Origin of the sequence: Microbulbifer sp., assembly GCF_036563125.1 — a bacterium.
Lineage (GTDB): Bacteria > Pseudomonadota > Gammaproteobacteria > Pseudomonadales > Cellvibrionaceae > Microbulbifer.
In genome coordinates this window covers 20,195-29,276 of sequence record NZ_DATCMV010000175.1, presented here as the reverse complement: position 1 = coordinate 29,276, position 9,082 = coordinate 20,195, and the positions used below count along the sequence as shown (strand labels likewise).

Annotated in this window: 6 protein-coding genes and 1 tRNA gene; 1 reads left to right on the top strand and 6 read right to left on the bottom strand. The window is 57.8% G+C overall.

The genetic code is table 11. The annotated features are described in order from the left end of the window. The 3 genes from VIL80_RS14900 to VIL80_RS14890 all read right to left on the bottom strand — a co-directional run. Positions 1-1,269: amidohydrolase family protein (locus VIL80_RS14900; RefSeq protein WP_332036883.1), on the bottom strand; the 1,269-nt coding region annotated here is incomplete at its 3' end. Between the two features lie 35 nt (positions 1,270-1,304). Further along, a complete protein-coding gene (locus VIL80_RS14895) occupies positions 1,305-1,946 on the bottom strand; it encodes a hydrolase (protein ID WP_332036882.1) in 642 nt (213 codons plus the stop codon). A gap of 236 nt (positions 1,947-2,182) precedes the next feature. Continuing rightward, complete coding sequence (locus VIL80_RS14890) at positions 2,183-3,076, bottom strand: alpha/beta fold hydrolase (RefSeq protein ID WP_332036881.1); 894 nt, start codon at positions 3,074-3,076, stop codon at positions 2,183-2,185. Positions 3,077-3,333: 257 nt separating this feature from the next. On the opposite strand from VIL80_RS14890, the gene VIL80_RS14885 reads away from it, so the two are divergent. Continuing rightward, a complete protein-coding gene (locus tag VIL80_RS14885) occupies positions 3,334-3,690 on the top strand; it encodes a hypothetical protein (RefSeq protein ID WP_332036880.1) in 357 nt (118 codons plus the stop codon). Between the two features lie 45 nt (positions 3,691-3,735). Here VIL80_RS14885 and VIL80_RS14880 read toward each other — a convergent pair whose 3' ends face one another. The 3 genes from VIL80_RS14880 to rne form a co-directional block, all read right to left on the bottom strand. Next, positions 3,736-5,016, bottom strand: a complete 1,281-nt coding sequence (locus VIL80_RS14880; protein WP_332036879.1) for an MgtC/SapB family protein — start codon at positions 5,014-5,016, stop codon at positions 3,736-3,738. 110 nt (positions 5,017-5,126) lie between these two features. Beyond that, a tRNA-Ser gene (locus VIL80_RS14875) sits at positions 5,127-5,214 on the bottom strand. 125 nt (positions 5,215-5,339) lie between these two features. After that, positions 5,340-8,450: a ribonuclease E gene (gene rne, locus VIL80_RS14870; RefSeq protein ID WP_332036878.1), complete on the bottom strand. Its 3,111-nt coding sequence runs from the start codon at positions 8,448-8,450 to the stop codon at positions 5,340-5,342. Positions 8,451-9,082 lie beyond the last annotated feature (632 nt).

Sequence of the window (9,082 nt, the reverse complement as noted above, 5' to 3'; positions counted from 1 at the left end):
ATGGTCGATGATGAAGCGGGTCTTGAACGGGGTCTTGCCATTCACCCGTTCAAACACGCTGAGAAACCGGTCGATGGATTCGTCGTAGGTGGCGTGGATGCGGAAGGGCCACGCGTTTTCCGCCAGCAGGGCGACGATGGGTTCCAGTTCCTTTTCCATGGTGGGCGCGAGGTCCGGGCGGGGTTCAAGAAAATTCTCGAAGTCTGCCGCGGACCAGGTCAGGTTTTCACCACCGCCATTCATCCGCAGCATGGCGGACCCGGCGCCGGGTTCCGTCATGGCGACCCACCGCTCGTAATCGTTCAATTCCGAGCCTGCTTTCTGTGCGAACAAGTTGTAGGCGATGCGCACGGTTAGCTGTTTGTCACGCTCGAGCGTTTGTACCACCTCGTAGTCATCCGGGTAATTCTGGCCACCACCCCCGGCATCGATGACGGACGTGATACCCAACCTGTTCATCTCGCGCATGTAATGGCGGGTGGAATTGATTTGCTCCTGCAAGGGCAGTTTCGGCCCCTTTGCCAGGGTGGAGTAGAGAATCAACGCCGACGGCTTGGCGATCAACATGCCGGTGGGCTCGCCCTTGCTGTCTTTCTCGATCACACCACCGGGAGGATTGGGGGTATTCCGATCGATCCCGGCCGCCTTGAGTGCTGCGCGATTGAGCAGCGCACGGGCGTAGAGGTGGAGAATGAACACCGGGGTATCGGGTGCGGCCTGGTTAATCTCCGCCAGCGTTGGCATACGTCGCTCGGCAAACTGGAATTCCGACCAGCCGCCGACGACGCGTACCCATTGCGGTGGCGGCGTGCGCTCTGCCTGATCTTTCAACATCCGCAGGGCATCGGCGAGGGAGGGGACATTCTCCCAGCGCAATTCCATGTTGTAATTCAGCCCGCCACGGATCAGATGCGTGTGACTGTCGTTCAGGCCAGGAATAACCCGCTTGCCGCCGAGATCGATCACCTGCGTCTCGCCACCGGCCAGTGCCATGATGTCCTTGTCGCTGCCGATGTCGAGCACCAGACCATCTTTGATTGCGATGGCGTTAACTTCCGGTTTATTTGGATCTAGGGTTGTGATCTGCCCGTTGCGAAGTACGAGGTCTGCCAAAACTTTATTTCCTCCCCAGGCGCGTTTGCCGGCAAAAGGGCCAAATAGCGCCATGGCACCAAGAGCGGCGGTGCCCTTGACTACGCCTTTTACGGCTTCCCGCCGCGATACACCTTCAACAGAGGCTTCAGTGTCATTGCTGGACTCCTTTCCCATAGATCCGCCCTCAGAGTTTCTTGGATACTGGCTGACTATTTTTTTGCCGCAACGGGTTCCTGCACCGGGCCATGTTTCACGCGTTCGTCGGCCTTGTGCACCATGGTGTATGCATAGTCCACACCCATACCGTACGCACCCGAGTGCTCCCGGACGATATCCATTACGGCGTCATAGGTATCTCTGCGCGCCCAGTCGCGCTGCCATTCCAGCATCACCTGTTGCCAAGTAACTGGAACAACGCCGGCCTGAATCATGCGCTGCATGGCGTAGTCATGGGCTTCCTTTGAGGTACCACCTGAGGCATCAGCCACCATGTGAATTTCGTAGCCGCCTTCGCGCATGGCATCGAATGCGAAAGTGTTGTTACAGACTTCGGTCCACAGCCCGGAGACCACGACTTTCTTTTGCCCATTTTTGGCCAGTGCATCGCGTACCTTCTGGTCGTCCCAGGAATTCATCGACGTGCGTTCCAGCAGCGGCAGGTCGGGAAAAACAGCGAGAAGTTCCGGGTAGGTATGCCCTGAGAAACTCTCTGTCTCAACAGTCGTTATGGTGGTGGGAATTTTGAATACCTTGGCGGATTTGGCGAGCGCGATGACATTGTTTTTCAGCACCTGTCTGTCAATCGATTGAACGCCAAACGCCATCTGTGGCTGCTGGTCGATAAAGATCAACTGGCAGTTTCCGGGCATTAAAAGTTCAGGCTTGGTGGGCATGGGTTGCGAGCTCCTTTTTGTTTGACGATGCCGTGCCTGGCGCGAATCGTTTCATTCTTGGCGTGGGACCGGCGCTTTCGATCTGGGCGGTATGTGTATTCACGAGCTTCAGCCTAGCAAATCGCAGGGAAGCCGCGCGGTGTTCGGTTTCCGGAAAATACAATCCGTATCTAGAGTGATTTCGGTAACGTTCGTTAGCGTAAGTCTGGAGCTGCAACGTGCTTTACAAATGACGCGATGATGTCAGCGCAGAACTCGGGCTCCTGATGCTGCGGGCCGTGACCGCTCTGGGGCAGGGTAACGATATTGAGAGACTTCCATTTCCGGTTCAGCCGATACCAGTTCTCAACCGGGAACACCACGTCGTGATCGCCACAGATGGCCAGTATCGGAGTAAGGGTGTCAGCCATTGCCTTTGCGTAACTTCCATCGGGGTCGGGAAAAATCGCCTCCGGATCCTGGGAGTCCTGCAAAATACGGATGAGTGTATCCATGGGGATTGGTGGTGAACGGTCTTCCTGTGTGCGTTGGGCGATACGCTTATGACTGGCATTGGCTGCCGTGCGGCTGTGTTCTGAAGCCGGTTCAAAGAACAGGATGTACTCATCCTCCAGTGAGTATTCAGGCTTTATCGCAGTGGGCAGGAAAATTTCCTCCGCAGGATGCGGCTGCGGCCCGGGTGGGACGGATCCAATCAGAATGGCGTGGCTTACCCGTTCCGGGTGGCGGGCCGTGACAATCTGCGCCGCCACTCCGCCGAGTGACCAGCCGCCGAGGACCACCTGATCAAAGCCCAGTGCGTCAATAAGTTCCAGGGCGTCATTGGCCATGGATTCACGGTTGTAGCTTGCAACGCCACCGGAAAGTCCGAGGCCGCTGTAGTCAAAGATGATCACATTAAAATATTGTGCCAGCGCGTCGAGAAAGGCCGGATCCCAACTGTCCATCACACCGCGGAATCTCAGGCACAAAACCAGTGGGACGCCTTGACCGAACGACCGATAGGCCAAATCGCGCCCGTGGGTTGAAACATACTTTGTCGAAGTATCCACTGCCCTATTTTCCTTGGTCTCGAGTTCTTTATTCATGAGGGAGGCCTTTCCTTAGAGCGGATAACATTCTTGTTGAAATTGTATTCTTTTCGCCTGCTTCGGTGACTTGGCACGTCGGCGTGACGACGAATGGAAATTTGCTTATGAGTTTACGTCGCGATGGAGCGACTGTGAGCAGTAATAGAAGTATGTGGCGACCTATTAGTGGAGAAGCCTTGCGATGGCGCTCGCTGCATCGGCCTGTGTACATCTGCATGTGCTGGTAGAATTTTCTGCGAAGTCAGTCACCGCACATGATCCGGATCGTTACTCACTTCCCGAAGCTCTCCTATTGTTCTTCAATTGGAAAAGAAACAGCGAAGAGGTGCATCGTGCGGTTATTAATGGAAATTGTAATTCCTGTTGAAAAAGGCAATGCGGCTGCCAGTGATGGCAGCATGCAGAAGGTATTTGACGATTTTGTGGCGGATTCCACGCCGGAAGCCGCTTATTTTTTCTTGCGCGAGGGAAAGAGGGCTGCACTGTTTGTTTTTGAAGAGAAAAATCCAAAAAATCTGGTCGCGCATAATGAAAGACTGTTTGTCGCCCTGGATGCGGAAATTCATATCCAGCCGGTGCTGAGCCATCAGGAGCTGAATCAGCAGTTTTAAGGACCACCTGAGCGCAACGGAAGCCAGCCTTGCTCTGGGGGAGAGTTAGTGTGGCCAAAGCCACAACAGTATGAGCCCCGTGGCAAATGGGATGGCAAACAACAGTAACACCCATCGCAGCAGCGCAAGTCCGCCGATAACGCCGGAAATAGCGGCTTTAAACGCCATATTCGCAAGGCTGGCGATTACCATTGAACGCCAGGCGGTACTGACTTCCAGACCACCGTTGGCGGCAAGATTGGCGGTAGACAAGGTGATGGCATCAACATCCGTGAAACCCGAAATCAAGGCCACAACATAGATGCCCTGGTTGCCGAACTGATCCTCGGCCGCGGCGATGGCGATTGTGACCAGTGCATAGAGTGCGCCAAAAATCAGCGCGGGTTTCATTTCCGCCGGGTTACCCGGCTCCGGCATGGAATCCTCCCGTTGCCGGATGCGTAGATAGGTGAGGGCGCAGATGACCAGGCTGATGGCAAACAGAGAGCCGAGCGGCGGCAGGAATTCCATCAACTTTCGTGGTGCTACCACCGCGATTTCCACGAACATCCGGATGAACATGGTGGTGGAAGCAATCAGTATCACCAGCGCTGCCAGGCCGATCGCCTTTCTCTGATTCTTGGCCTGGCGCGCATAGGTAACGGTGGTCGCCGTAGACGAAATCAACCCGCCGATCATACCGGAGAGCAGGGTGCCGGCACGGGCACCGACGATCTTGTACGCCGCATATCCACCGAGGCCGATGCCGACAATCAGCACTACCAGCAGCCAGATGGAAAAGGGGTTGAGCACGTCATAGGGGCCGAAGGTGCGGTCGGGGAGTACCGGGAGGATGATCATCGACAGCACCGCGAACTGCATGATCGAGCGCAGATCTTTTTCCGAAAGCTTTTCCGCGAAGGCGTGCATCCCGGGCTTGAAGTGCAGCAATACCGCAATGGTACCGCCCAGGACAACCGCCACTGTTTTGTCTCCGAGCACGATAAATGCGCCCAACAGATACACCAATAGCGCGCTGACCTCGGTGGTAATTCCCTTGTCGTCGTCTTTGCCGCGCAGTCGCTCAAGGTTACCTAGGAGGATGAGCACTGCCATGCCAATCAACCCGGTTATCACCAATCCGCTTGTTGCAGGTGTGCTACTCAGATATGCGGTGAAGGCACCAAACAGGGCAATTAAGGGAAAAGTCCGGATTCCGCCAAGGCGATCGGAAGTACGTTCCCGCTGCAGGCCAATCAACAGGCCAAGGCCGAGCGCGATGGCGAAGGCAAGAATGCTTTCGGCGTCGACGATTGCCGGGGGTTCAGTAGGGTTGTCCAGGTCCATTGCGGTGTGAGCTTTTGGCTGTCACATCAGTTTAGTGGACCGGGGTGTTGGGTTAGCTTTGGCGGGTTCGCGAAATAAAAAAACCCGGCATTAAGCCGGGTTTTTCTGTATGGCGGAGGGGGTGGGATTTGAACCCACGGAGCTGTTACACTCGCCGGTTTTCAAGACCGGTGCTTTAGGCCACTCAGCCACCCCTCCAAATTGTTGGCGCATTATACCGAGCTGTTTTTACGGTACAAGTACGCAGACAATTTTTTTTAGGAAGTTCAATGGGTTAGCTGCATTTTTAAACAGCTAACCCAGAGGATTTCCTTTTATACCCCTCAGCCGGCTTCCGCAGAGTCGGAACCAGCTTCTACTGCCGCGTCGCGTTTGACACGAGGGTCATTGGCGGGGCGCTGAAGTGGGCGCGGGTTGTGGGCGATGTTTGCCGGCTGGGCGGTGTCCAGCGGGCGCAGTTCGCCGACTTCCGGATGCGCGGTAACGACGGTTAAATCAACCAGTGGTTTGGGGTTGATGCGCGGGTCGTTGCCGGCACGGCCGGGTTGGCGTGCGGCGGCAGCCGGTGCAGTGGTAGTGTCCACGGCTTTGGGTTGCTCCACAGCTGCTTCTGGCTGAACTTCTGCAGTAGCTGCGGTTTCGGTTTCAACCTGTGCGACTTCGGCAGTAGTTTCTTCAGCAGCTTTCTCGGCCACTTCTTCAACCACTTCCTCGCTCGCAACCAGCTCCTCAGTCTTAACCACTTCTTTGGCGTCTTCGCTGCCAGCGGTTTCTGCCGGCTGTTCAACCTCGGAAGTGGTTTCAGCGACCGGTGCAGTTTCCGGCTTGATCACTTTCGGAGCTGGTTCTTCAGCGGCAACGGGCTCTTGTGCTGCAGAAACTTCACTGGTCTCTGCCGTGGGGGCTACGGCTACGGCTTCAACTTTGGCTGGGCGCGGGGCCGGCTTTACCGCAGGCTTCTCTTCGGATTTCTCTTCAGAGGCTTTTGCCACCGGTGCTTCCACTGCAACTTCTGCGGCGGTCGGTGCGGCTACCTGTGGTTTGCTTTCAGCCCACGGGTCGCGCTTGCGCTGGCCTTCGCTATCGGCTGCTGGCTTTTCAGCGCGCACCGGCTTGGCGGCAGCTTCGCGTTCCGCAGTGTCAATGGCTTCGTTGACTTCGCGATTAAGCTCTTGCTGTTCGCTATCCGCAGTATCGCTGGTGTCACCGGTTTCACCACGGCGGCCGCGACGGCGGGGTTGTGGGCGTCCGCGCACATTGCTCGGGCGGCGCGCCGGGCGCTGCTGGTCGTCATCGGACTCATCGGCCTGTGCTTCGCTATCGAGGTTGGTGCTTTCGACTTCCGCTGCGGTTGGCTGCTGCTCGCGGCGATCTCCGCGATCACCGCCACGGCGTCTGCGGTTGCGGCGCTGGCCGTCGCGCTGACCTTCGCGGCTGTCCTGGCCGCTGTCGCGCGCAGTTTCCGCAGTCTCCTGACGGCGCTCAGCAGGTGCGTTTTCGTCGCGGCTTCTGTCGTCACGGTTTCTGTCACCGCGGCGGGAGCGACTGTCTGCCTTGCGTTCTTCACGCTCGTCACCGGTCTGCTCATCGCGGCGGCCGCCGCGATTGCCACGGCCGCGTCCGCGTCCGCCACGCTGGTTATTGCGGTTGCGCTGCTGCTGGTAGTCTTTGCCGCGGCCCTTGGTCTTCTTGTGCTTGCCTTCGGATTTCTCCTCTTCGCCGCCGCTGAACAGGCCGGCGATGGCACCGATCAGACGGCTGAACAATCCGGGCTTCGACACAACTTCCTTTTTCGGTTTTGGCTTCGCCACCGGGGTCGGTGCCGGGGCTGTGTGCGCGATTTGCTGCACGGCGGGCTGGGCCGCGGTCGGTGCGCGCAAGGGCTCTTCTTCGCGGTTCTTGTTGACGGTTTCCTCGATGGTGCCGGAGATCTTGTAGGAGGTCTCGACGGTCGCGGAGTCGTCATCACGCAGGCGCAGTACTTCAAAATGCGGGGTTTCCAGATCGGCGTTAGGCACCACCACCACACGGGTGCGGTTGCGCGCTTCGATATTGGAAATGGCTTTGCGCTTTTCGTTGAGCAGGTAGGTCGCCACGTTCACCGGGGTGATCGCGCGGATTTCTGCGCTGCGCTCTTTCTTCGCTTCCTCTTCCACCAGTCGCAGGATGGACAGGGCGAGGGACTTGGTGCCGCGAATGGTGCCCTGGCCGCTACAGCGGGGGCAGACGCGGAAGGTGGTTTCACCCAAGGACGGACGCAGGCGCTGGCGGGACATTTCCAGCAGGCCGAAACGGGAGATGCGGCCTACCTGTACCCGGGCGCGGTCCATGCCCAGAGCCTTCTCCATGCGCTTTTCAACTTCGCGCTGGTTCGACTTGTTCTGCATGTCGATGAAGTCGATGACCACAAGGCCACCCATGTCGCGCAGGCGCAGCTGGCGGGCGATTTCGTCCGCGGCTTCCAGGTTGATGGTGCGCGCGGTTTCCTCGATGTCGCCACCCTTGGTCGCGCGGGAGGAGTTGATGTCGATAGAGACCAGGGCTTCGGTGACGTCGATCACGATAGAACCGCCTGAAGGCAGCTTCACTTCGCGTTCGAACGCAGTCTCGATCTGGCTTTCAATCTGGTAGCGATTGAACAGCGGGATGTTGTCTTCGTAGTACTTCACCTTGTTGGCGTAGTTCGGCATCACCTGACGGGCGAACTCGGCAGCCAGCTGGTAGGCACCTTCTTCGTCGACGATAACTTCGCCAATGTCATCGCGCATGTAGTCGCGGATGGCGCGGATGATGACGTTGCTTTCCTGGAACAGGAAGTGGGGCGCTTTAGAGTCGTCGGCTTCTTTCTTGATCGCGGTCCACAGTTGCAGCAGGTAGTTGAGGTCCCACTGTAGTTCCTCGCCGCTGCGGCCTACACCGGCGGTGCGCACGATGATGCCCATGCCAGAGGGCACTTCCACGTCGGAGAGCGCGTCGCGCAGGTCGCTGCGCTCTTCGCCTTCGATGCGACGGGAGATACCGCCGGCACGCGGGTTGTTGGGCATCAGCACCAGGTAGCGACCGGCGAGACTGATGAAGGTGGTCAGGGCTGCGCCCTTGTTACCGCGCTCTTCCTTGTCCACCTGGACAATGACTTCCATACCCTCTTTAACCACATCCTTGATCTTGATGCGGCCTTCGATTTCTTTGGGCTGTTTGTTGAAGTATTCGCGGGAGATTTCTTTCAGGGGGAGGAAGCCGTGGCGCTCTGCACCGTAGTCGACGAAGGCGGCTTCGAGGGAGGGCTCAACGCGGGTAATTTTACCCTTGTAGATATTGGCTTTTTTCTGCTCGCGGGTGCGGTTTTCGATATCCAGGTCGTACAGCCACTGGCCGTCGACCAGAGCAACGCGCAGCTCTTCCGGCTGGGTTGCGTTGATCAGCATTCTCTTCATGCGTTCGTATTTTCCTTGCGTTGCGCGAAGGGAAAACACCGCTGAAGCTCGCAGGCATTGGTGGTTACGGCGGTGAAAAGGGGGGTAATCCCACGGTTCACGGCAGTGTGTATGCGCTCAGCATCTGGCCGCCTCAATGGGCGCCTGTGGGCGTCATACATTGTTAACTCCGGATGCCTGGTCTCGTGTGGCATCCGTTTCCTGCCAGGCCGGCCTCGCAAAGTTCTCGGGCGGGTCCTGGCTGCCAGCCGGGTAGGGCAGGCATGGGTTACATCGCTTCTGGCTCCGGGGCCGGCTCGTGGCTGGGCCCTTTGCAGTCTTGTCTAGTTTTTACCGGCGGCGCAGGGATGGCATTGGGCATCGCTGTTGGGGCCGGGGGCCAGTTCGGTCGCTGGCGGATCGTTCTCGGAGCGAGATGTAACGAATCGAGTTTGTTCCAAGCGCTGCGGGCGTCAGCCCGTCTTACCTTCGCAAAAATCCCGTTTCTACGGGGTCAGGTCGGCGAGAGCTTCGGGAGTGGCTGCTGTAGCCTGGTTCCCTTGGGCGCTACCTTTCGATAGGCCTTTCGACGCGCTCTCGAAGTGTCTTACCGACAGAGTTTTGTTGATAACGCGGTTTTCCGCGCACCGGCC